This is a genomic window from Brevibacillus massiliensis (genome assembly GCF_000311785.1).
In the GTDB taxonomy this organism is placed as follows: domain Bacteria; phylum Bacillota; class Bacilli; order Brevibacillales; family Brevibacillaceae; genus Brevibacillus_C; species Brevibacillus_C massiliensis.
Genome location: NZ_HE978541.1, coordinates 164,137 through 185,433 on the forward strand (window position 1 = coordinate 164,137; position 21,297 = coordinate 185,433).

General features: G+C 55.6%; 19 protein-coding genes. 12 read left to right on the forward strand and 7 right to left on the reverse strand.

All coding sequences use genetic code 11. From position 1 onward, the window contains the following. The first annotated feature begins 1 nt into the window (after window position 1). Both HGBM_RS15045 and HGBM_RS27585 read left to right on the forward strand, forming a co-directional pair. The gene (locus HGBM_RS15045; protein ID WP_019121915.1) at window positions 2-1,111 is read left to right on the forward strand and encodes a hypothetical protein; all 1,110 of its coding nucleotides are present in this window, start codon (window positions 2-4) and stop codon (window positions 1,109-1,111) included. After that, a complete protein-coding gene (locus tag HGBM_RS27585) occupies window positions 1,093-1,734 on the forward strand; it encodes a LiaI-LiaF-like domain-containing protein (RefSeq protein ID WP_019121916.1) in 642 nt (213 codons plus the stop codon). The genes HGBM_RS15045 and HGBM_RS27585 overlap by 19 nt, the downstream gene beginning before the upstream one ends. Here the strand turns inward: HGBM_RS27585 and HGBM_RS15055 are convergent. After that, window positions 1,725-2,432, reverse strand: coding sequence for a response regulator (locus tag HGBM_RS15055; RefSeq protein ID WP_019121917.1), 708 nt, complete (start codon window positions 2,430-2,432; stop codon window positions 1,725-1,727). The genes HGBM_RS27585 and HGBM_RS15055 overlap by 10 nt on opposite strands. Continuing rightward, entirely contained in the window at window positions 2,433-4,058 is a 1,626-nt protein-coding gene (locus HGBM_RS15060; RefSeq protein WP_019121918.1) for an ATP-binding protein, read from the reverse strand. A gap of 70 nt (window positions 4,059-4,128) precedes the next feature. Here HGBM_RS15060 and HGBM_RS15065 point away from each other — a divergent pair, with 70 nt between their 5' ends. From HGBM_RS15065 to HGBM_RS15085, 5 genes are all read left to right on the forward strand, one after another. After that, window positions 4,129-5,181, forward strand: coding sequence for a TRAP transporter substrate-binding protein (locus HGBM_RS15065; RefSeq protein WP_019121919.1), 1,053 nt, complete (start codon window positions 4,129-4,131; stop codon window positions 5,179-5,181). 414 nt (window positions 5,182-5,595) lie between these two features. Continuing rightward, entirely contained in the window at window positions 5,596-6,891 is a 1,296-nt protein-coding gene (locus HGBM_RS15070) for a dicarboxylate/amino acid:cation symporter (RefSeq protein WP_019121920.1), read from the forward strand. 135 nt (window positions 6,892-7,026) lie between these two features. After that, a complete protein-coding gene (locus HGBM_RS15075; RefSeq protein WP_019121921.1) occupies window positions 7,027-7,980 on the forward strand; it encodes a D-2-hydroxyacid dehydrogenase in 954 nt (317 codons plus the stop codon). 20 nt (window positions 7,981-8,000) lie between these two features. Beyond that, window positions 8,001-8,798 (forward strand): MBL fold metallo-hydrolase, encoded by a 798-nt coding sequence (locus HGBM_RS27590; RefSeq protein WP_019121922.1) that lies wholly within the window; start codon window positions 8,001-8,003, stop codon window positions 8,796-8,798. Beyond that, window positions 8,783-9,307: a hypothetical protein gene (locus tag HGBM_RS15085; RefSeq protein WP_019121923.1), complete on the forward strand. Its 525-nt coding sequence runs from the start codon at window positions 8,783-8,785 to the stop codon at window positions 9,305-9,307. The genes HGBM_RS27590 and HGBM_RS15085 overlap by 16 nt, the downstream gene beginning before the upstream one ends. 33 nt (window positions 9,308-9,340) lie before the next feature. Here HGBM_RS15085 and HGBM_RS15090 read toward each other — a convergent pair whose 3' ends face one another. Then, the gene (locus HGBM_RS15090) at window positions 9,341-10,540 is read right to left on the reverse strand and encodes a cysteine desulfurase family protein (protein WP_019121924.1); all 1,200 of its coding nucleotides are present in this window, start codon (window positions 10,538-10,540) and stop codon (window positions 9,341-9,343) included. A 146-nt stretch (window positions 10,541-10,686) separates the two neighbouring features. On the opposite strand from HGBM_RS15090, the gene HGBM_RS15095 reads away from it, so the two are divergent. The 4 genes from HGBM_RS15095 to HGBM_RS15110 are packed head-to-tail and all read left to right on the forward strand — an operon-like array spanning window position 10,687 to window position 14,707. After that, window positions 10,687-12,258 carry an L-aspartate oxidase gene (locus tag HGBM_RS15095; RefSeq protein WP_019121925.1) on the forward strand — a complete coding sequence of 524 codons (1,572 nt, stop codon included), beginning with the start codon at window positions 10,687-10,689 and terminating at the stop codon, window positions 12,256-12,258. Then, a complete protein-coding gene (nadC, locus tag HGBM_RS15100; RefSeq protein WP_019121926.1) occupies window positions 12,212-13,042 on the forward strand; it encodes a carboxylating nicotinate-nucleotide diphosphorylase in 831 nt (276 codons plus the stop codon). Before HGBM_RS15095 ends, nadC begins: the two co-directional genes overlap by 47 nt. A 16-nt stretch (window positions 13,043-13,058) precedes the next feature. Further along, window positions 13,059-14,162, forward strand: coding sequence for a quinolinate synthase NadA (nadA, locus tag HGBM_RS15105; protein WP_019121927.1), 1,104 nt, complete (start codon window positions 13,059-13,061; stop codon window positions 14,160-14,162). Window positions 14,163-14,194: 32 nt separating this feature from the next. Continuing rightward, complete coding sequence (locus tag HGBM_RS15110) at window positions 14,195-14,707, forward strand: transcription repressor NadR (protein ID WP_019121928.1); 513 nt, start codon at window positions 14,195-14,197, stop codon at window positions 14,705-14,707. Between the two features lie 36 nt (window positions 14,708-14,743). On the opposite strand, the gene HGBM_RS15115 is transcribed toward HGBM_RS15110, so the two are convergent. Genes HGBM_RS15115 through HGBM_RS15130 form a run of 4 tightly spaced genes read right to left on the reverse strand, consistent with a single transcriptional unit; the run spans window position 14,744 to window position 19,997 of the window. Beyond that, a complete protein-coding gene (locus HGBM_RS15115; protein WP_019121929.1) occupies window positions 14,744-16,060 on the reverse strand; it encodes a YheC/YheD family endospore coat-associated protein in 1,317 nt (438 codons plus the stop codon). Window positions 16,061-16,090: 30 nt separating this feature from the next. Next, window positions 16,091-17,467: a YheC/YheD family endospore coat-associated protein gene (locus HGBM_RS15120; protein WP_019121930.1), complete on the reverse strand. Its 1,377-nt coding sequence runs from the start codon at window positions 17,465-17,467 to the stop codon at window positions 16,091-16,093. Between the two features lie 2 nt (window positions 17,468-17,469). After that, window positions 17,470-18,567 (reverse strand): YheC/YheD family endospore coat-associated protein, encoded by a 1,098-nt coding sequence (locus HGBM_RS15125; protein ID WP_019121931.1) that lies wholly within the window; start codon window positions 18,565-18,567, stop codon window positions 17,470-17,472. A gap of 5 nt (window positions 18,568-18,572) precedes the next feature. Beyond that, window positions 18,573-19,997, reverse strand: coding sequence for a YheC/YheD family endospore coat-associated protein (locus HGBM_RS15130; protein WP_019121932.1), 1,425 nt, complete (start codon window positions 19,995-19,997; stop codon window positions 18,573-18,575). 90 nt (window positions 19,998-20,087) lie between these two features. Between HGBM_RS15130 and HGBM_RS15135 the strand changes: the two genes are divergently transcribed. Beyond that, the gene (locus tag HGBM_RS15135; RefSeq protein ID WP_019121933.1) at window positions 20,088-21,242 is read left to right on the forward strand and encodes a DUF445 domain-containing protein; all 1,155 of its coding nucleotides are present in this window, start codon (window positions 20,088-20,090) and stop codon (window positions 21,240-21,242) included. Window positions 21,243-21,297: the final 55 nt, after the last annotated feature.

The window sequence follows — 21,297 nt, forward strand, 5'->3', positions numbered from 1 at the left end:
AATGAATGAACACAAAAGTGGGCTTGTTGCCTTTTTTCTTTCCCTTTTTCCCGGAGTGGGCCATCTTTACCTCAATCGGAAGCGGGGGATTATCTATCTGCTCGTTTTCTTTGGATTGATCGGCTGCGGGTTTTGTCTGGCTGTTGTGTCAAATGACGGAGCGCCGTTTGTCTTTTTCCTGATCATCGCCTTGCTTGTGTGGCTGGCAAACGTTCTTGACATGCTGGTCACTCTGCTGAAAGGACGTCCGATAGCAGCGGTTATGGAGAGCGGCCAAACGGGCAGGATGACTCATCAAGCAAGCCGATCGCAGCAGCAAAACGAGCGGTTTTTCACGATCCTGCTCTCGTTTATCCCCGGTTTGGGCCACTTTCAGCTGGGGCTGATGACACGCGGGTCGGCGTTTCTGATCGCCTTCTTCGGCCTGGCCGTGATGGTGCTGTTCGTTACCGTGGTAACCCGTGAAAAAGGCTTTGCCCTCTTTCTCGGCGGGCTGCCGATCATCTGGCTCTACAGCTTGTTTGACGCCTTGCAGCTGCTGGACCGCAAAGAACGGGGCGAAGAGATCGTGGACCGGTCGTTTTTTGAAGAGCTGGAAGAGAGCCGCGAAGCCGGCAGAAAGAGCGGGGTGCTCGCCACCTTTTTATCTGTCATCCCGGGTGCCGGACATATGTATCTGGGTTTGCAGCGGCGCGGGCTGCAGTTGATGGCGGCGTTCGTGTTCTCGATCTACATCATGGACGTGCTGCGTCTTTCGATTTTCCTGTTTTTGATTCCGATTATCTGGTTTTACAGCTTCTTTGACGGGCTGCAGCAGTTTTCCCGCTGGCGCCGGGGAGAAGTGAGGGATGAACCGGTGGTCGATTGGCTGTTGAACCACCAGAAGTGGATTGGGATCGGCCTGATTGGACTCGGCGGATTTTATCTGTTGGATCAGGTGGTGCTGCCGATTATTGAACGGAATTTTCCTGATTTTAACATCAACTATTGGTTCCACAGCTACGTGCAGACGAGCATCGTTTCCATTCTGCTGATTGGCGGCGGATTGAAATTGCTGCTCGGCAAAAAACAGCGAGAGGAAGGGAAGGCCGAATGCGGCAATGGCGAATAGGGACGCTTTCGATGGGTGTCTCCTTGATCGTGCTGGGAGCGATCCTGTTTCTCTCCCAGTGGAGGGGCCCGCAGGCGTTTGATTGGGCGTTTACGTGGTGGCCGATCGTCTTTATTCTGTTGGGGGCGGAGATCCTGATCTTCCTGGCCCTGTCGAAGGGCGAACAGGTTCGCGTCAAATACGACATCTTCAGCATTTTCTTTATCGGACTTTTGGGATCTCTTTGCATCGGTTTGACGCTGCTTGCTTCTACGGGCGTGTTGGGAGAGATACGCCATGCGGTGGCCTCCGTCGACCAGATCAAAGACGTGCCGGAGTTATCCCGGCCCGTGCCGCAGGAAGTGAAGCGGATTGTCGTTCAATCCGCCGACGTGCAGGTCAGGATTGAACGGGCCGTCGAGCGGGATGTGCACCTGTTCGGGACGTACCGTATCGTAACGTCGGAGGAGCGGGCTGAACCGGAGTATGACGCATCACAATTTGCTGCCATCCACACCGTTGGGGATACGATGTACGTGACACTAAAGCGGCTCCCCGAAAAGCGGGGGATCGTATCCTTCTCCTCCCGGGCGGATCTGGTGCTGGTCCTGCCGAAGGACGTAACCGTGGAAAATCAGGAGTGAGAAGGGGCTTTGACGATCAGGTAGCGGTTGGTCGGCCGCCCCACTCCGCCGTAGCGAATATCCCGGCAGACCCTGCCCGTCTTTTCCAGGTACTCCAGGTAGCGCCGTGCAGTGACACGAGCGATGCCGACCTGCTCTGCCACTTCTTCGGCGGAAAGCGAGCGCGTCTGCTGGGTCAGGAACAGGATCACCTGCTGCAAGGTCAAGGCGTTAAGACCTTTCGGCAGGTGATTTTGTTCTTCGATGGAAACCGGATGTTTGCCGAACAACAGCTGATCCAGTTCCGCTTGGGAAGAAAACTCCCCCTGTTTCAACTGCGAGCGGAGCCGCCGGTAGTTCTCCAACGCTTGCTTCAGCCGCTCGAACTGAAACGGCTTCATAATGTAGTCAATGGCGCCGTTTCGCAGCATCAATTGGATCGTCTCTTTGTCTTTCGCCGCCGTGATGACGATCACGTCGACCGGCTCGTTAAGGCTGCGCAGCTGTTTTAATGTTTCGATGCCGTCTTGGTCGGGCATGAAAATATCGATGATGACGAGTTCGGGGCGCAGCTCTTTGACCAGTCTTACTCCTTCTTTTCCGTTCTCCGCCACGCCGACTACCGTAAAGGAAGGGATCCGCTCGACAAACTGCCTGTTTACCTCTTGAACCATCGGGTCGTCCTCGACGATGACGACCCGGATCGTTTGCGCTGTCACTTATTGCCCGTCTCCTTTCATCGGGAATGTCAGAATAAAGCTGGTCCCGACTCCCGGCTCGGAGTCACAGACCAGTTTTCCCTTGCCTACTTCGACTACCTGATTGACCAGAAACAGGCCAATTCCGCGGTTTTCGCCCTGTTTGGTAGAGTAGCCGCGCTCCATGATGCGCTCCGCCGTCTCGGGTGACATGCCGCATCCGTTATCCTCGACCATCAGCGACAACAGCTCGTCATCCTGTTCGATGCTGACGTAGACCTCTTTCTTGTCCCGCTCCACGTGGGCCAGCGCGTCAAATGCATTTTCGATCAGATTCCCCAAGACGAGCACAAAATCGTGGTGGTCCAGATGCTCGGGAAAACGCTCCAGATGGCTCCGCCGATCGACTACGACATCGACGCCCAATTCCTTGCCGCGGCGAATCTTGGCCAGAAGCAGGCCGGAGAGGTTGTCATCGGCAATGCGGCGGGTCAAGAACGTGCTGACATCGCGCTGCTGCTCACTGATCTTGAACAGGTAGTCGAGCGCCTTCTCCGTCTGTCCGAGCTGAAGCAGGCCGGCGATGGTGTGCAGCTTGTTCATGTACTCGTGGTTTTGCACTCGCAGCGCTTCGACAAATTCTTTCACGCCCGTCAGCTCTTCTGCGATTCGCGTCACTTCTGTGCGATCCTGAAAAATGGCGATCGCTCCTACGGTTTTATCGCCCACGCGAATGGGAATCCGGTTGGACCAGATCAGCGTGTCGCCGATCCGCAGTTCCATATTGTAGACCCCGTGCTGAAGTGCCAGGATTTCCGGCAGACGGGTGCCGGGGATGACCTGGTGGATATTCTGGCCGATGACATCCCCCGTGATCTGAAAAACCCGCTTGGCCGTGTCGTTGATGACAGTGATTCGCTCCTGGTTGTCAATCGCGATGATGCCTTCGTGCATGGCGTGAAACATGGCTGTTCGCTCCCGCAGGATGCGAGCGATTTCGTGCGGTTCCAAATCCAGCATCTGCCGTTTGATCTGCTTGGCCAACTGCCAGGAGCCCCAGATTCCGAACAACAGCGACAGGAATAAGGTGATCGCGATGCTTCGCTGTTGGCTGCGGATCATCTCGACAATACCGGGCAGCAGATGTCCGGCTATGACCAACCCGACCTGACGGTGCCCGGCATCCATCACCGGAACATACGCCCGAATCGCCGTCCCCTGGTCTCCCTTTACCTTGTTGACGTAGGTGTGCTCGGAAAATGCCTCCTCGGCCTCCTTGCCGTGAAACGGGGTGCCGATGCGCTGCTTGACCGGATCGGAGAGGCGAATCCGGTTCATATCTATTACCACAATATAATCAACGTTGTTGATAATCCTGATTCGATTGGTGATCGGATCAATCTCCCGCCAACTGTCCGGTTCCGCCATGCTCTCCCTGACGACCGGGATCTCCGCAACTGTCCGGGCAGTAACCAGCAATCGCTGTCCGATCTCCTCTTCCATCATCCGGAACATCGTTCCCAGGATAATAATGCCGCCGATCAGCGCCGAAAATAGGACGATGCCGAACGAAAAGATCGTAATTTTCCACTTGATAGGCAGGTTCCTCAGCTTAAACAGAACGCTTTCCCCTTTACTAAATTTCATTTTTCGCTACTATGTATGTATTGTGGGATAAGAAACAGATTTTCGCAATCCATAAAAAGCAGGTGTCCAGATGAAAGCCATCATCGGAATCGGGTTCTTTATTTTTTTGGGACTGTTCGCTGCGCTGCTGACCGGATTTGGCGGCAACCTTGCGCCAGGCAGCCTGCCTTATGACGAGGTCCAGGAAGGGCTCAATGACCGCATTATCATCAAATTCAGCCACGTCGTCGCAGAGAATACCCCGAAAGGACTGGCGGCGGAAAAGTTTGCCCAGCTCGCTGCAGAGAAGACACATGGCAGAGTCGAGGTACAGGTATACCCGAACGGCATTCTCTACTCCGACCAGGACGAAGTCGACGCGCTGATGGGCGGAGAAATCCAGATGATCGCCCCGGCCTTTTCCAAGCTTTCCAGCCTGATCCCCGCATGGCTGGCCCTCGATCTGCCCTTTGCCTTTCGGGATCAGGCCGAGGTGGATCAGGCATTGCAGGGAGAGATCGGACAAATGCTGTTTCGCTCCCTGGAGCAAAGGCAGATGGTTGGCCTGGCCTTCTGGAACAATGGGTTTAAACAGATGAGCAGCAAGCTGAAGCCTTTGATCACACCGGAAGACTTCAGCGGCCAACGGTTTCGCATCATGCCGAGCAAGGTGATCGAGATGCAGTTTCAACTGCTGCATGCCAAAGCGGTCCCGATCTCCTTTAACGAGGTGTATCGCAGTTTGGAGCGTGACGAGGTGGAGGGACAGGAGAACACGATCTCCAATATCTACACAAAGCGGCTCTACACGGTTCAAAAGTACATGACACTCAGCAATCACGCCTACCTGGGTTACGCCGTGGTCATGAACAAAGCCTTTTGGGAGAAGCTTCCTTGGGATATCCAGTCAAAGCTTGCAGAAGCGATGCGGGAGACGACCGAGTGGGCAAATCGGCAGGCGGTCTCCATGAATGAACGGCAGTTGCAGGAGTTGAAAGCGACCGGCTTGCAAATCCACCAGCTCACCCCAAAAGAGCGGGAGAGATGGGAAGCCGCGTTTCAGCCGATCTACGATCACTATGCCCCCGTCATCGGCCGGGAACTCATGGACAAAATCGCGGAATTGCGGAAGCAGCGGGAATAGCACCCGCTGCTTTTTTTATTTTTTGATATATAGGAAAATGCCCGAGGAGATCGAGAAAAATGGAGCGAGCTGAGGCCTTGGCAACGCCTACCCAGTCGGAACGGAAAAAAACGGCACACGCTTGTCGACCAAACTCTACGTTGAGATACTTCCATTCAATTTTGGTCGACGTGCCGTTTTTTGGAGTGAAGACGGCCAGTCTAGTTTCCCCGCTGGCGTGCCACGAACGAAGCGAGCCCGTTTTTCTCGGTCTCCATCCCCCATGTTCTCCAAAGCCCAAGGGCGTTTTCGTATGACCAAAAAGACCAAAATGAACAATAAGACCAGAACATTTCCATCACCGGCTAAACATTTTACAATTGCTTTACAAAAAGGGAAACGTTTTCACAAACGATGAAGGGATGTGAGCAGAAGATGTTTTCAAAGCTGAAGAATCTAACGGTGCAAGTCATTTTGGCCATTATCTTCGGTATTATCGTCGGCTATTTATACCCCGCGTTCGGGGCGCAGTTAAAAGTGCTTGCGGACATCTTTATCAAGATGATCAAGATGGTGATTCCGCCAGTCGTCTTCTTTACGGTCGTGATCGGCATTGCCAGCATGGGCGATTTGAAGAAAGTGGGACGCATCGGAGGAAAGGCGCTGATCTATTTTGAAATCGTTACCACTTTCGCGCTTGCGATCGGTATTGTCGTTGTCAACCTGTTAAAGCCGGGCGTCGGCTTTGACAAAAGCGCGGTAGGCACCGCCGGCGACATCACGAAATACACAAAAGAAGCGGCGGAAACCTCTCATGGCGTGATGGATTTCCTCATGGGGATCATTCCGGACAACGTCGTCGGTGCGTTGGCCAAGGGAGAACTGCTGCCGATCTTGTTCTTCGCAGTGCTGTTCGGACTCGCCTTGGCGGCGATGGGATCAGGCGCTAAGCCGGTGATCAACCTGTTTGAGAAGCTGGCGCAAGGGTTTTTCGGCGTCGTCAACATGATCATGCGGTTTTCACCGATTGCAGCCTTCGGGGCGATGTCCTACACCATCGGAAAGTTTGGCTTGGACTCCCTGCTGAATCTGGGAAAACTGATGGGCTCCGTCTACCTTACCATGTTCCTGTTTATCATCGTTGTATTAGGTCTTATTGCCAGAATGTACAAATTTAGTATTTTTTCCTTTATCAAATACATCCGCGAAGAAATTCTGCTGGTGCTGGGTACGTCTTCTTCCGAATCGGCGCTGCCGAGCCTGATGAAGCGGTTGGAGAACTACGGCTGCGGAAAATCTGTAGTGGGTCTGGTCGTGCCGACCGGCTACTCGTTTAACCTAGATGGAACCTCGATCTACCTGTCGATGGCCGCGATCTTTATCGCCCAGGCGTACGGCATTGATCTGACCATCTGGCAAGAGCTCACCCTGCTCGGCATTCTGATGCTGACCTCAAAAGGCGCTGCAGGTGTTACCGGTTCAGGCTTCGTCACCCTCGCTGCCACGTTGGCGGCATTCCCGATGATTCCGGTGGAGGGGATGGCTCTCTTGCTCGGGGTTGACCGCTTCATGTCGGAGGCGCGCGCCATCACCAACCTGATCGGCAACGGGGTTGCCACGGTGGTCATCTCCAAAACAGAGGGAGAGTTTCACCCGGGCGGAAAGCCGGAGACTTTGGCTGAGGCTGAAGATGAATCAGCTTCGCACGCTGCGAGCACTTCTCTTGCCTAGAATAAACGAATGATGGATCACGGGGCTGCACAGGGTGCAGCCCTTTTGTCATGCATGGGTGCACTCCGGCGGCGATTCTTGTAAAATGTAGGCAGCAGCCCCCAAGCACACGGAATACAGAGAGGAGAATCGCAGATGAAAAGCCCAAAGATTCTTGTATACAGCCCTCAGGCCAAAGAGGTAGAGAAGTATGTGGAAATCCTCCGCTCCCACGGCTGCACCCAAGTCGCTGCCGCGTCGACGCCTGAGGAAGCAGAACGCCACCTCCCGGAGACGGAAGTGCTGCTCTGCTGGAAATTTCCCATTCAGCTGCTGCCGTCTCCCGCCGCTGCCAATGTGAGGTGGGTTCAATCGATGGGCGCCGGCGTTGACGATTGGGTTTCCGCCGGGGAGGTTCCTTCCCGGATCGTCATCACCCGCATCCTGGACCAGTTTGGCGGACCTATCGCCGAATACGTCTTCGCTTACCTGCTCTCCCTTGCCAAAGATCTGCCTCGCTTGCGGACTGCCCAATCCGAACGCCGCTGGGAACCGTTTGTCACCGGATTTTTGCAAAACAAGACGATCGGTGTAGCTGGTTTGGGCTCGATCGGAGCGGAAATCGTACGGAAAGCGCGGGCCTTCGACATGAAAGTGGCAGGGCTCAGCCACAGCGGAAGACAAGCTCATTTGGTGGACCGCCACTTTGGTCCGCACGAATGGAGCAGCTTCGTGCAAGAACTGGACTACCTGGTCCTGACTCTGCCCTTGACAAAAGAAACGCATCACGTCGTCGACCGTCAAGTACTGCTGGCGATGAAACCTGACGCCTGCCTGGTAAATGTGGGGCGCGGAAGCCTGATCGCGGAAGCGGACCTGATCGGCGTTCTCCACTCCGGCCACCTGCAGGCCGCTGTTCTCGATGTATTCGAGCAAGAGCCTTTGCTGGCGGACAGTCCTTTATGGAACATGCCGAACGTTTTTGTGACGCCGCATTTATCGGGACCGAGCACACCGGAAGACGTGGGGCGGTTCTTTTTGCAAAATCTGGAGCGCTACGTGCAAGGAAAGCCGCTGGCGGGAGCAGTCAATCGCGAGCTTGGGTATTGAAAATGCCTGGAGGGATCGAAATGAAGCTTACCTTTCTCGGAACGGGGGACGCCTTTTCGCTAAAGTTGGGCCATACCAGCGCCCTTTTGGAGTGGGGCGGGGAAAATCTCGTCATCGACTTTCCGGCGACCAATTGGCCGGCATTAAAGAGGCTGGGCAGGGACTTGCAGGATGTGAAGAACGTCTTTATCACCCACCTTCACGAAGACCATGTCAACGGACTGCAGCAGCTTGCCCACTATCGCAGGATCGTCGGTGGGCAGAAGCCCAATCTGCTGATCTCCCGCGAGCTGGCGGATGAATTGTGGCAGACGGTAAAGGCGGGCTTGGCCCATACGACCTCGGGGCCCAAGCGGCTGGAGGATTACTTTGAGGTGATTTTGCTCGACCGGCATTTTGAGCTGGGCGGGGCAGCTTTTGAGCTGATCCCGACCAGGCACACACCCGGCATGACCAGCTTCGGCCTCTTGACAGAGCCGTACTTTTTCTTTACCGGCGATACTTCTTTTGACAGGGAGCTTTTGGCTGTGCATGAACAGAGGGTGAGCCGGATTTTTCACGACTGCCACATGTGGGAGCTTGAGATCCCATCGCATACCTCTCTGGCGCAGCTGCAGACTCTGCCGGCGGAACTGCAAAAGAAACTCATCTTGATGCATTACCAGGATGGCTATGCCAGTGAAGAAGCGAGAAGAGAGGCGGAGGAACAGAGCGGTTTTTGCTTTGCCAGGCCGCTGGAGCCCATTTCCTTTAGACCAGAACGAGACAAAGACACCAAGAAACCGGGAGCAGGGGGTTTGAGATGGAACGGGATGTAACCAACCGATACAGGGGATTGCCGCCCCGGACGCCGGACATGCTGCTCAAAATTGTCCGCAAGTTTTACCGCGGGGCGGTCAGCCACTTTGATCTGATCCAAGAAAAGAAGAAAACGGTCAGACAGGCGCTCTTGTCGATGCGCCAGACCGGGGACCCGCAGCCGCTGAGAGAGGCGCTGACGGTGCTGTTCTGGGAATTCCATTTTTACGTCACCTGCTGGCTGCAAATCGACCTGGCCCTGTACCGCCTGGCCCGCCTGGACGAGACAGGCCGGTACGCGGAGGTGTACGCGCGGTACCGGAGCGAGATTGACCGGCATCTGCAGGTGCGCAAATGCGCAGAGGATACGGCCGCATGCGTAGAGGCCCAGTTTGATCGCTTCGGCAGCGGGATGTCCGGTGTGGAGCAGGATGCTTACTGGTTTGACGGACTTTCCTTTACCGTGGATCAAGCAAGCCTGGACGCCCTGCACCGGCTGTACCGGGCGATTATGAAAGAAGAAGCTTGAGATTTCTGAGTGACGCCATTCGCCGGCCTGCCCCTAACGCAACAGGGGCAGGCTGGCTGCGCTTCGCCACTTGTTTGCCGCCTGTTCGACCGCCGCGGCAAGCTCGTCGATGCTTTTTTCAGTCGTAGTCCTGCCCATCGTAATCCGCAAGCTCTCCAAAGCTGCCTCCCGGGTTCTTCCCATCGCCAGCAGCACGTAGGAGGGTTCGGAGCCGGAAGCGCTGCATGCCGAGCCGCTGGAAGTGGCGAAGCCGAGCCGTTCCAATTCCAGCATGAGCGCTTGTCCTTCGATCCGGTCGATGCCAATATTGACATGGGTTGGCAGGACTTGCGCCGCGTCCGGATCGTCCGCTCCGGGTCCGTTCAGCTTGCATCCCGGAATCGTGCTGGTCAGGCGCCTGATCAGCCGGGTCCGCAGCTTCGCCAGCCGGGCCCTCTCCTGCGAAAGCTCGGCTGCGGCCAGCTCAGCCGCTTTGGCAAACGCGACGATGCCGGCGACGTTGGGAGTCGCGGAGCGCATTCCCCGCTCCTGCCCGCCCCCGTGGAGAATCGGGTCGATCCTCACACCCTTCCGCACGTACAGGGCAGCCACGCCTTTCGGACCGCCCAGCTTGTGGGCATTGATCGTCAACAGGTCCACCTGCATTCGCACAGCATCTACTTCTATCTTTCCGTAACTTTGCACCGCGTCCGAGTGGAACAAGATGTTTTTGCCGCGCAGAAAAGCTCCGATTTCCGCAATCGGCTGAATCGTACCGACGACGTTATTCGCGTGCATGACGCTCACCAGCACCGTGTCCGGCGAAATGGCCTCGTACAACTTCTCCGGGATGATCCGCCCGTTTTCGTCCACCGGGACGTACGTCACCCGAAATCCTTCCGCTGCCAGCGCCCGGCAGGTTTCTCTTACCGCCGGATGCTCCACTGCGCTGGCAATCACGTGATTCCCTTTTCCCAACCGGCGCATGCGCCGCGCCCCGCCGAGGATGGCGAGGTTATTGGATTCTGTGCCGCTGGCGGTAAAGATCAGCTCTTTGCCGTGAGCACCGATCGTTTTGGCGATCGAGGCCCTGGCCACATCCAGGGCTTCCTTTGCCTGAAAGCCAAATGGATGGATGCTCCCCGGATTGCCGAAATATTCCATACAGTACGGCGCCATTACTGCGAAAGCCTCCGGCCGCATCGGAGTGGCTGCAGCGTGATCGAAGTAGCGTGCAAGATCAAGTTGGGGCATGGCAAACACCTCTCTGGAACGTATTGGGAGCAGGATTTGACATCGTAACTTTACAGTTAATTTTACACATGTCTTGACATAAATCAATAGCAGTCAAATAATAGAGTCGTAGATTTGGACATCAGCAAAGCGAAAGAAGGGTGGCCATGGGAAATGACGTTGCGGCAGATTACGTTGTCATCGGTTCCGGAATAGCGGGTTTGACACTCGGTTTATTGGCATCCCGCCACGGCCGGGTCGCCCTCGTCACGAAGGGGAACGTCCGCGACTGCAACAGCAGCCTGGCACAAGGCGGAATCGCTGCGGCGCTGTCCGCAGACGACAGCGCGAGCCTGCACGGCGAAGATACGCTTCGGACCGGTCAGGGCCTTTGCCACGCCGGGACGGTTGACACCTACGTTCGTCTGGCTCCGGATGCCGTCCGCTTCCTGCAGGAAGTCGGCGTCGCTTGGGACTGCGACCGCGACGGCAATCTGCTCCTCGGTAGAGAGGGCGCACACAGCAGAAAGCGAATCGTCCACGCAGGCGGTGATGCAACCGGACGGGCGATTGTCAAAACATTGGCCGGGCAGCTTTATGCCAATCCAAACATCAGCTTGTGGGAAAATACGGCGGTTGTGAAGCTTGCGGTGGAAGACGGGGAATGCACCGGAGCGGTAGGGCAAGACTCGTCCGGCCAGCTGATTCGCTTCCGGGCGAAAGCGGTTGTTCTCGCCACCGGCGGGCTGGGCCAGCTGTACAAGTACACCACCAACACCGGCGGCAGCACCGGTGACGGGTACGCCTTGGCCTACCGGGCAGGGGCGCTTTTGCGCGACATGGAATTTGTGCAGTTTCATCCGACTGCTTTGAAGTGCGGAACCACTCCTCTTCCGCTCGTCTCCGAAGCCGTTCGGGGTGAAGGGGCGATCCTTGTCAACTCCAGGAAGGAGGCTTTCATGCGCCGCTACCATGAGTGGGGCGAGCTGGCCTCGCGGGACATCGTCTCCAGGGCGATCTACGCCGAGATGCAGGCGGGCCGGGATGTATATCTGGACGCCCGCCCGATTTCCGGATTTGCCAAGAGGTTTCCCACTGTCTGGGCCTCCTGTCAAAGGATCGGGATTGATCCGGCTGTCGACTTGATTCCCGTCGTTCCGGCCGCCCACTACACAATGGGCGGAATCCAGACGGATGACCGGGGCCAGGCCTCCGTTCCGCGATTGTTTGCGATTGGCGAAGCGGCTTCCAGCGGGTTTCACGGGGCAAATCGTTTGGCCAGCAATTCCCTGCTCGAGGGGCTCGTCATGGCTTTTCGCACGGCAGAGGCTCTCGCCGAACTGCCGCCGCCGGGGCGGTGCAGCTGGACGGATGCCGCTCTGCTTGCGGATGATGCTCGGGCACAGCCGCTGCATGCAAGCCCGGAACTGCTCCGGCAAGTCCAGGATGTGATGTGGACCCACGCCGGGATCGTCCGGGATGAGCGGCAACTGCAGCATGCCCGCGCCCTGCTTCAATCCTGGCTCGGTCAGTCTGCTCTTCGGCCGGGAGCCGACCAAAATCTCCTGACCGCCGCGCTTTTGGTCGTGCAGCCTGCCATCTGGCGCAAGGAGAGCAGAGGGGCCCATTACCGCCTGGACTACCCTGGGACAGACCCGGAATATGACACTCATTCGATACAAGGAGGAAGCTATGAATCTATTGCTCGTACGCCAGCTGCTTCAGCAGGCGCTCATTGAAGATATCGGCACTCGCGATCTGACGACGGAATTGTTGTTTGAACCAGGGGACATGCTGAGCGGCATGCTGCTGGCCAAAAAGGAAGGGAGAATTGCCGGTCTCTCCGTTGCCGAGGAGGTGTTTCGGCTCCTCGATCCCCAGATCCGTTTTGCCGGGCAGGCCGCGGACGGCACAGACGTAAAAGCGGGAGAGCGGATCGCGACGGTAACCGGAAGGGCCCGCGCCATCCTCTCCGGAGAGCGGATCGCCCTTAATTTTTTGCAGAGAATGTCGGGTATCGCCACCGCGACACGTGACGTCTGCCGCAGCGTGGCCGATTTGCCGGTGCGGATTGCCGATACCCGCAAGACGATGCCGGGACTCAGGCTGTTTGACAAACACGCGGTAGCCGTCGGCGGCGGAATCAATCACCGGTTTGGCCTGTACGATGCGGTCATGATCAAGGATAACCACATCGCCGCGTCTGGTTCGATCCGTGCAGCAGCAGCCAAGGTCAAGCGCGGAGCCGGCCATCTCGTCAAGATTGAAGTGGAGGCCGAAACCCTTGATCAGGTGAAAGAAGCGGTGGAAGCAGGCGTCGATGTGATCTTGCTGGACAACATGTCGCCGGAGATGATGAGGGAAGCGGTGCAGATCGTGGGAGGACGTGCCGTCACCGAGGCTTCCGGAGGCATTACGCCAGAAACAGTGAGAGAGTACGCTGTGACCGGAGTGGATGTCATTTCCCTCGGCTGGCTTACTCACTCGGTCAAGGCTTTGGATATAAGCCTTGACCTTACCTAGACAGGAGGGTACAGATATGTCGGCAACAGATAGCCTGGCAACCGGGCCTACTTCACTAACCGAGTACAGGGCGCTGCCTTCAGAGGAGCTGGACCTGAGGATTCGCCGGGCCAAGGCGGCCCTGGGAAAAGATCTCGTGATCCTGGGACACCACTACCAGCGTGACGATGTCATCGCACATTCCGACTATCGGGGAGATTCCCTGCAGCTGGCCCGCATCGCCGCCAATCTGCGGGAGGCGAAGTACATCGTGTTTTGCGGCGTCCACTTTATGGCGGAGACGGCTGATATCTTGACGTCGGATGACCAAATGGTGATTTTGCCCGATATGAATGCCGGCTGCTCGATGGCGGACATGGCAGATGAGCAGGAAGTGGAGGAGTGCTGGGAGATCATTACGGAGCGATTTGGCGAATCGATCATTCCGGTCACATACGTCAATTCCGCCGCTGCCATCAAAGCGTTCGTTGGCAGCCGGGGAGGACTGACGATCACATCATCCAATGCGGCGCGCGTTTTTGCCCACGCCCTGGAAGCGAAGGAACGGATTCTGTTCTTGCCCGATCAGCACCTTGGCCGCAATACCGGGGCAGCATGCGGCATACCGCTATCCCGGATGTGCGTCTACGATCCGAAAGAAATGCTGCTCGAGTATCCGCATGGAGAGGCAGACCCCCGCGTGATCCTGTGGAAGGGGCACTGCTCTGTTCACACCAAGTTTGAGCCTCGCCACGTGCGGCAGGCAAGAGAGGCCTACCCCGGCATCCGCGTGCTCGTCCACCCCGAATGCACCTATGAAACGGTGCAGCTGGCCGATGAGAACGGATCGACCGACTACATCATCAGAGCTGTGCAAAACGCGCCCGCCGGCACCAAATGGGCGATCGGAACGGAACACAATCTGGTCAATCGGCTCGCACAGGAGCATCCCGAACAGTTTATCGTATCGCTCAATGAGATGATCTGCCCTTGTTTGACGATGAACCGAATTGACCGGCCGCATCTGCTCTGGTCGCTGGAGAACATCATCGCGGGTACGCCCCAAAATCAAATCAGGGTGTCCCCGAACATCGCTGGAGCGGCCAAGGTGGCTATTGAACGGATGCTAAACATTTCGTAGACTGGAAGAAACAGCTTTCTTGGGGGGCTTGCATGGAGCGCAGACAACAACTCTTGGAGATTCTGAGATCATCTCCCGAACCGGTCGCCGGTTCCCGGCTTGCAGGTATGCTGCAGGTCAGCCGGCAGACGATTGTGCAGGATATCGCCTTTCTGCGCAAGGATGGTTATCCGATCATCAGCACGACCCAGGGGTATGTGCTGGAGGGCGGTACGAAAACGAGTTGCCGCGGGGTACTCGGTATTGTCCACACCCCCGAGCAGTTGAAACGGGAGCTGGAAATACTGGTGGCTCATCATGTAGTGGTTGAGGATGTATTTATCGACCACCCTGTTTACGGGCGGATCATAGGCGTCCTGGACATCGCGACACCCAAGGATGTCAAGCAGTTTCTTGAGAAGCGGGCCAACTCCATGATTCCGCTGTTTTCGGAGGTAACAGGCGGGCTGCATTATCACACCTTGGCGGCGGAGGACCAAGAGACGATCGCCGATGCGAAGGCGGCGCTTCTTGCGGAAGGGTTTCAATTAGTGGATCCAAATTAGGGATCCACTAATTGTTTTTGGAGGGAGGCAGGGGAGCTAAGCCAGATTTTCCAACAATTCTTCAGTGGTAAAGACATGCTGGGCAAAGCGGATCAGGTTGGCCAGCGACGAACGGCGAATCGACGGCTCGTCAAATTTTTCCGGTTTGGCGTTTGCTTCAAAAAACCAAAGTCTTCCTTGGGGGGTCAGCCCAAAATCCATCGACATCTCAGCCAGGCTTTCCACCTCTTCATTCAGCGAGTGGGCAATGATCAGTGCAGCCTCTTCTATCCGTTCGCGGATCTCCTGGGCCTGCTCAGCAAAGACGTGCGTCAGGACAGCAGACGTGGACTGGATGGAACCGCCGCGCGGAACATGTGTCGTGATACTGTTGACTCCTGCCCGGCGGATGCCGATGCCGGTTACCCCCCATTTTCCGCTACCGTCTTTTTGCACCAGTACCCGCACGTCAAAGGGGCGCCCCTTGAAGCGGGCGAGGGGAATGCCCTGCTGGATGATGTACCCCTTGTTTTTGGTTTGCTCCTTGAGGTAATTCCACACCTCTTCCAGCCTTAAAAATCGGAGGGAGATGGAATTCTGCTGATGGACCTGCTGCAAAAACCACTTGTTGTTTTTGCGTTCCAGCCGCATGATCCCCTTGCCCGCCTTCCCGCTGACAGGTTTCAGATAGACGAAGGGGAACAGGCTGCAGAATAAGCGCAGTTGACTGTAGGTCTCCAGTTTTTTTGTGTATGGCAAAAAGGACGCAGCTTCCGGATGCTTTTCCAGCCTTTTAAACAGCAGATTCTTATTGAAGAAACGGCGGTTGAACAGGAGAATGTTGGGCGTGGCGGCAAGCTTGTCAAGGGTTTTGCTGACTTCGGCCATCTTCTCCAATTTGCGTGTCGGAATCCGGTTGTAGACGACGTGGGGAAAAGGCATTACGTGAGCATGCCATGCATCCAGCTTGTCGTCGTAAAGATACCCCTGAATCCGATTCTCTTTCCAGTCGATTCCCTTCGGAGTGAACACAAAGACAAGGGCGCCTAGTCGTTTGCCGGTGTTGAACAAATCCTTGAAATTTTCCTTGTTTCCCTTAAAGCCCACCCCGTCCCCCGCAGTCAAGATACCGATCATGGGCCCGATGATTAGCCGATTGTCTGACCATACCCAGCGGATTTTGGTACGGATCCATCTGGGTTTTACCGGTGTTTGGACGATGTTGATCAGCTTTTTCATCATCAGCGGGCCGACGAATGTGACGGTTTTTTTTTGTCTTCTGAGCAAACTGGGCAAGGGCGACGATTTGGCCGATTGCAGACACCAACGCCCTGAAGGAGTAACAGTGAGCCAGCCTGGGTGCAATTTTTGCATGCAAATATCCTCCTTCCAGTCAGTCGGACGTTAAAAGTTGGCGAGGTAACAGCTGTAATCGACAAGTAGGTTGCGGGAGAATTCGTCCGCCTTCTTTAGACGGGAGTGTTTAAAGATGGAACGGCCCGGTTTGGAATTTGCCTCAAACATCCAGACATGCCCATGCTTGTCGATGCCCATATCGAGGCCCAACTCCCCGAGCGGAATGCCCATCGCCTCTTCAATGGCGGCGGCGATTCGCACTGCTGCACTGCTGATTCTCTCCTCGATCAGGTTCCTCCTGTTGCCGAAGATAGACTGGAGCAGATCGCTGCCAGGTATGACCGTACCGCCTGTGCGCACATGGGTCGTGACGCTTCCGGAACCAGCCACCTTGGCTGCCATGCAGGAGACGACCCAATTGTTCTCCTGGTTTTTATGAAGGTGGACGCGAAAGTCAAAGGGGCGGCCGTGATAGGTGTGAAGATTGATGCCTTGCTGTACCAGGTAGGCACTCGGCTTGCGGCTGCGAAAAATGCGCTGGTACAGCGTCTGCGCACTGTTGAAAGTACGCTTGATGTTCCCGGAAGACGTATGGTAGGAAACTTCGTAAGAATGATCGGCTGTTCGCATAACCTTCAGGATGCCGATTCCAAGGCTTCCGTTTTTTGGCTTCAAATAGACCATTCGGTATTTTCTCATCATCCGGCGGAGATTCTCGAGCGAAGCGTAGTTATGCGTCTCCGGAATAAACTCATTTACTTCATCCAGCGGATAGAGCAGTTTGTGAACGCCCCATTTGTTGAAAAAACCGCTGTTGAAAATGGGCAGGTTGATCTCGTTTTCCAATTTCTCTTTTACAAATCTTACCTTATCCTGCTTTTCTGCCGTCCTCGACGGGACGCGATCGTAAACGACATCCGGCAGCGGCGCCGTGATGTTGCGCCAGACGTACTCTCCCTCTCTGGTCGGGCGGAGAAACCAGGCATTGACCAGGTTGCGGGTCCAATCGATGTCGTCGGGAGAAAAGATGTAGTAGTACACTCCCCTGCCCTTCTGGGCCTGAAGCAAATCGCGAAAGAAGGACGTGCGCATCCCGATCGGCCTTCTGGAATCGTACCTGAGCCCGGTCGTGAGGATGCCGATGGCCGGTCCAATCCGCAGTACATCCCCTTCTTGCTTGAGGTGAATCAGGCCGGGGTGGGGAACAGACAGTTCTTTTCGCAAGGTGCTGGTCATTCTGATGACGTTGCCCTCCGGATTTTTTCTATCCTGAAAAACAATTGCTGACACTGCTCGCTTGCCGAGGGAGATAGTGACCTGCTGCCGAGGTTCAAGCTGCAGCTTTTGGCATAGACCGAGCGGTATGACGATCCCTGGAACGTTTTGGTGGGTAAAGAAGCGGAGCCGCACTAATATGGAGTCCATGCTTAGTAACCTCCTACGCGATCTTTCATCAGGTATTGGGCGTACTCGACAGGCTGTGTCAGGGAGCGAAGCCGTGCGGTTTGATCGTCAATTTGGCGAAATACATAACGGCCCGGCCTGCTGTTTACCTCAATAATCCAGATCCGTCCCTCCTGGTCAACTCCAAGATCAATGCCAAGTTCGGCGAGGCGTCCGTGGTACGTCTCGAGAAAACCGGGCAGGAGCTCGGCAACCCGGTCAATTTCAGCCATGATTCGCACCTGCTGCTTCCGGGAAAAATACTTTTCCAAAAACGGCACGAAAGGCAAAGCTCTGCCGCCTCCGTGCAGGTTGGAAGTGATGGACTTCTTTTCGCCCATCCGAACAGCCTTACCGGTCGTTTGCCACTTTCCTTCTCCGTTTTTCTGCACGAGTACACGTACGTCAAAAGGGGCGCCATCTGGCGTGTTCAAATCCAGGTACGTTTGGAGGATAAAGGGACGATCGGCGATAAAATGTATGAGAAACTCGTGAAGATTTTTCCAGCTATGGATCTTTTTTTGCATGGGACTGTTGTTTCGCTTTCTGCCGATCACCTCAAAACTTCCCTTTTTGCGGGTGATGCGAATAACGCCGTTGCCGTGGGTGCCAGAAGCTGGCTTTACGATAACGGCCTTCTCGCTGCGCAGCTTTGCAGCGAATGATTTCCATGTGAAGGGTTGGGTATCCGGCAACAGGCGGGACAGTTCCGGGGAGAGGGCAAGAATCTTGTATACCTGCCATTTTCCCGCGAGACCGTTGCTCATAAATGTGATTTGCGGATCGCTTTGCAACTTCTCGATAAATGGTTTATATTGACGGTATCCTGGACTGATAAAACAGCGATCGTAAATCACGTCGGGCAGCGGAAAGGATCCTTTCTGCCATTCATCGTGTTTTAGGAAATACCCGGTTACCGTCCGAGTGTTAAAATCTACCTGAAGCGGTGAAAAGACGAAGACGCCGATTCCCGATCTGCGTCCAATCATGGATAGCTTTTTATAAAACTCCTTTTCCTGAAAAGTAGGAGCCAATCCGGAAAAATTGGACATTATCCCCAAGGTAGGAATTTTATCGTACATGGAGGTCACCTGCGGTTTTCTTTCTTTGATTTCACGTACAGTTGCTTTATGCTTTTTCCTGTCCGCTTCAGCGGCTTATACCCGCTGAGGTACGCTGCGTAATCGAGCAGCCGGATGACGGAAGGACGCGGTCTGCGCGGCGACTGGGGCGCAACCGGCGAAGTGATCACGGTCTGATCAGACTTGGACGGTTTGCTGTTTACTTCCAGCAGCCAAATTCTGCCATGCACGTCTACCCCAAGGTCGATCCCGAATTCCGCGTAGTGGCCATCGAGCGAATGTTCCAATTCGCGGGCTACTTGCAATGCGGTTCGGCTGAGCGTATGGACCGAAGGGCGGCTGCTGTTTTGCCACGGGCCGCACATTTGCAGCGCTTGGGCTGCCGGGAACATGCTGCCGCCGCGAGCTACATTTGACACGATGCGATTCTGGCCGATCCGGGCGACCAGCGACGTGACGGCCCATTCTCCTGACCGGTTCTTTTGGACCAGCACGCGAAAGTCGGCGGGCCGGGACTGAAATCCGATCAGGGATAACCCCCGCTGCAGCAGATACAGCTTGCCGGCACACTTTTTCTGCAAATGGCGATGCAGGGAAGAGAAGTCTTTCCATACGCGTGTTGATTGGCTGTTGGCTATCTGATAGCCGTTTGCCCCCGCCCTGATCCGATAGATTCCTTTGCCCATGCTGCCGTTTGCCGGTTTGGCGTAGACCGTCCGGAACTCTTGCAGCATTCGCTTTAAATCTTCGGAACTTTTAAAGCAGACGGTTTTCGGTAGAAAGGCCGGGGCAGCCGGCCTGTCAGCGAGTATTTTGTAGACGTTCCATTTGTTGAGAAACCGCTCATTAAAAAAGGGAATGCCGTTATCCTTGCAGTGTTGGATCAGTGAGTCGACCTGGTCGCTTTTTTCGGCATGCCGGGAGTGTACGCGGTTGTAGATGCATTGGGGAAGCGGCAGTGTGTGGAATTGCCAGCTGCCCTGTCTGCGGATCATGCCGCGGACCGTGTTCGCATCCCAGTCAATGTCCGCAATCGTGAACACGGACACCAACCCGCCGCGTCTGTGGCAGATGTCTGCCACCTCGTCCATAAACGGAGTTAGGCTGCCAAAAGGCTCACCTGTACTTTTTACATCCAGCAGCAGGATGCCGATATACGGACCCATGACAATCGTCTCTCTCGACGAATCATACCGCAGGATCAGGGGAATTCCTTGCGGCAGATACAGTCTGCGGGCGAGTGCTGAGCTGATTCTGGCAGCGGCTGCATCAGCGCCCCTTACCTGGACATGGGAAGAAGACGAGCCGAACCTGAGAGTCAAATCACCGACGGGAATTTTACATTTCCGAATGATTGAATGGGGAAGGCAAAGATCAGCTTGTTCCGCGTTAGCTTCGACTGTCTTGAGAATCGTCCGCACATATGACATGGATATCCCCTTTCCAATGGCATTAGGTTAGTCTATCCTATGTCATTATTGATATTTTGGTTCCTTACCAGCTCTGGGGGTGGGATTGACTTGAACGAATGGATTACACTACTGATAAACATTGTGATTGGCTCGGTGATCGGCGGAGTGACGAACGAATTGGCGATTCGCATGCTGTTTCGCCCCTACCGCCCGTGGATGATCGGCCAAGTTCGCGTGCCGTTTACACCCGGTTTGATTCCGCGGCGGCACAAAGAATTGGGCATGCAAATGGGCAAAGTGGTAGAGAATCATTTACTGACAAAGGATGCCGTTCGCCTGGCACTTGGCAGTGAGCGGACAGAACGAGCCTTGCGGACATGGTTGACTGCCTTTGTGGAAAAATGGACATCCAGCCCGCAATCGATCCGCGATCTGCTGCAGGTGCTCGCGCCTGCTCTCCTTGCCGGTGACGGCGGCTGGAACCGCAATCTGAAGGATGCCGCCAAGCGCCACTGGGTCGAGCTTGTCAGCCGCTGGGTCGGGACGCTGGCGGACAAGTCGCTGCGCCAACTCATCGGCCCCGGCGCGGAAGATAGATTGAGGGCGGCAGTCCTCTCAAGCGGTCCAATCATTCTGGACAAGCTCCGCTCGTACCTGCGCACGCCGGAGGGTGTCCAAACTGTCCACTCCATGCTGAGAAATCTGCTCGGCGGCGGAATGCTGGGCGGGTTGGTCGGCATGTTTTTGAACGACGAAAAGCTGACGGCAAAAGTACTGCCCTATCTGGATGAACTGCTGCAAAGCGAGGAACTGGCGGGGAAACTGTCTGCCGTCATCGAACAGGAGCTGGAGAAGCTGCTGGACAAACCGGGAAGGGAGCTGTTGGAATGGGCAGGGCCTGACCTCGTCCGCGACTGGTCGGGGCGCCTGTTTGACGTGATGGAGGCGGGCAGTCTTCGCTTCATCGACAAGCCGCTGGCCGAACTGGCCGGACCTTTTCGCCAAACCATTCTCGACGAGCTCGTCCCCCGCGCTGCCCGCTGGACTGTGACAGTGCTGGAGCAAAACGCGGAGCAGTTGTTTCAAAAACTGTCCGTTGCCGACATTGTCGCAAGGCAAGTGGAAGAGTTTCCATTGGAGCGCGTCGAAGAGATGATCATCGGGATATCCGGAAAAGAGTTTCGCATGATTACCGTCCTCGGATTTCTACTCGGCGGGATGATCGGCCTCATCCAGGGGGGGTTGAATCTGTTTGTTTACTAAAATGCGTGATTTCAGCACAAAAGTGAAATGAAACTGTAAACCCGTTGTAATACTC

Bases quoted from the DNA above. Each gene is read 5' to 3' on its own strand.
- HGBM_RS15060 (WP_019121918.1), bottom strand. From the start codon at position 4,058: ATGAAATTTAGTAAAGGGGAAAGCGTTCTGTTTAAGCTGAGGAACCTG.
- HGBM_RS15130 (WP_019121932.1), bottom strand. From the start codon at position 19,997: ATGTCATATGTGCGGACGATTCTCAAGACAGTCGAAGCTAACGCGGAA.
- nadA (WP_019121927.1), top strand. From the start codon at position 13,059: ATGTCGGCAACAGATAGCCTGGCAACCGGGCCTACTTCACTAACCGAG.
- HGBM_RS15125 (WP_019121931.1), bottom strand. From the start codon at position 18,567: ATGTACGATAAAATTCCTACCTTGGGGATAATGTCCAATTTTTCCGGA.
- HGBM_RS15075 (WP_019121921.1), top strand. From the start codon at position 7,027: ATGAAAAGCCCAAAGATTCTTGTATACAGCCCTCAGGCCAAAGAGGTA.
- HGBM_RS15065 (WP_019121919.1), top strand. From the start codon at position 4,129: ATGAAAGCCATCATCGGAATCGGGTTCTTTATTTTTTTGGGACTGTTC.
- HGBM_RS15090 (WP_019121924.1), bottom strand. From the start codon at position 10,540: ATGCCCCAACTTGATCTTGCACGCTACTTCGATCACGCTGCAGCCACT.
- HGBM_RS15045 (WP_019121915.1), top strand. From the start codon at position 2: ATGAATGAACACAAAAGTGGGCTTGTTGCCTTTTTTCTTTCCCTTTTT.
- HGBM_RS27585 (WP_019121916.1), top strand. From the start codon at position 1,093: ATGCGGCAATGGCGAATAGGGACGCTTTCGATGGGTGTCTCCTTGATC.
- HGBM_RS27590 (WP_019121922.1), top strand. From the start codon at position 8,001: ATGAAGCTTACCTTTCTCGGAACGGGGGACGCCTTTTCGCTAAAGTTG.
- HGBM_RS15120 (WP_019121930.1), bottom strand. From the start codon at position 17,467: ATGGACTCCATATTAGTGCGGCTCCGCTTCTTTACCCACCAAAACGTT.
- HGBM_RS15115 (WP_019121929.1), bottom strand. From the start codon at position 16,060: ATGCAAAAATTGCACCCAGGCTGGCTCACTGTTACTCCTTCAGGGCGT.
- nadC (WP_019121926.1), top strand. From the start codon at position 12,212: ATGAATCTATTGCTCGTACGCCAGCTGCTTCAGCAGGCGCTCATTGAA.
- HGBM_RS15070 (WP_019121920.1), top strand. From the start codon at position 5,596: ATGTTTTCAAAGCTGAAGAATCTAACGGTGCAAGTCATTTTGGCCATT.
- HGBM_RS15110 (WP_019121928.1), top strand. From the start codon at position 14,195: ATGGAGCGCAGACAACAACTCTTGGAGATTCTGAGATCATCTCCCGAA.
- HGBM_RS15085 (WP_019121923.1), top strand. From the start codon at position 8,783: ATGGAACGGGATGTAACCAACCGATACAGGGGATTGCCGCCCCGGACG.
- HGBM_RS15095 (WP_019121925.1), top strand. From the start codon at position 10,687: ATGGGAAATGACGTTGCGGCAGATTACGTTGTCATCGGTTCCGGAATA.